General features: G+C 65.1%; 1 protein-coding gene. It reads left to right on the forward strand.

Annotation, left to right across the window (positions count from 1 at the left end):
• Positions 1–1,406: elongation factor G (gene fusA, locus BACI9J_RS23440; RefSeq protein WP_159736725.1), on the forward strand; the 1,406-nt coding region annotated here is incomplete at both ends.

Below are 1,406 nucleotides of genomic sequence, written 5' to 3' on the forward strand. Positions count from 1 at the left end.
ACGGTGCCGTCGCCGTGTTCGACGGGAAAGAGGGCGTCGAGCCCCAGTCCGAGACCGTCTGGCGTCAGGCCGACAAGTACGAAGTCCCGCGCATCTGCTTCGTCAACAAGATGGACAAGCTGGGCGCCGACTTCTACTACACCGTCGACACCATCGTGAACCGCCTCGGCGCGGAGCCCCTCGTGCTCCAGCTGCCGATCGGTTCCGAGAGCTCGTTCGAAGGCGTCGTCGACCTCGTCCAGATGCGTGCACTCACCTGGCGCGGCGACGCCAAGGGTGACGTCGCGATGGGCGCGAAGTACGAGATCGAAGAGATCCCGGCCGACCTGCAGGACCGTGCCGCCGAGTACCGCGAGAAGCTCATCGAGCGCGTGGCCGAGGCGGACGACGTCCTCATGGAGCGCTACCTCGAGGGCGACACCGACTTCTCGGTCGCCGAGATCAAGGCAGCGATCCGTGCCCTCACGGTGAGCAGCACGCTCTACCCGGTCCTCTGCGGTTCCGCGTTCAAGAACCGTGGTGTCCAGCCGATGCTCGACGCCGTCATCGACTACCTCCCGTCCCCGCTCGACGTGCCGCCGATGATCGGCCACGACGTCAAGGACGAGGAGAAGGAGATCATCCGCAAGCCCGACGCGACCGAGCCGTTCTCGGCGCTCGCGTTCAAGGTCGCGGTGCACCCCTTCTTCGGTCGTCTGACCTACGTGCGCGTCTACTCCGGCTCGATCGAGTTCGGTGCCCAGGTCATCAACTCGACCAAGGGCAAGAAGGAGCGCATCGGCAAGATCTTCCAGATGCACTCCAACAAGGAGAACCCGGTCGCCAACGTGACCGCTGGCCACATCTACGCGGTCATCGGCATCAAGGACACCACCACCGGTGACACCCTGTGCGACCCGACCAACCAGGTCGTCCTCGAGTCGATGACGTTCCCGGAGCCGGTCATCGAGGTCGCCATCGAGCCGAACACGAAGGCTGACCAGGAGAAGCTCTCCACGGCCATCCAGAAGCTCGCCGAAGAGGACCCGACGTTCCGCGTCGAGCTCAACGCCGAGACCGGTCAGACGACGATCAAGGGCATGGGCGAGCTCCACCTCGACATCCTCGTCGACCGCATGAAGCGCGAGTTCCACGTCGAGGCGAGCGTCGGCAAGCCCCAGGTGGCCTACCGCGAGACGCTCACCAAGATCGTCGAGCGCTACGACTACACCCACACGAAGCAGACCGGTGGCTCCGGTCAGTTCGCGAAGGTGCAGATCGCGCTCGAGCCGATGGAGGTCACGAGCGAGAAGGTCTACGAGTTCGTCAACGCGACCTCCGGTGGCCGTGTCCCGCGCGAGTACATCCCGTCGGTCGACGCCGGTATCCAGGACGCCATGCAGGTCGGCATCCTCGCGGGGTACCCG

It is taken from the genome of Arthrobacter sp. 9V (assembly GCF_902506065.1).
Lineage (GTDB): Bacteria > Actinomycetota > Actinomycetes > Actinomycetales > Micrococcaceae > Arthrobacter.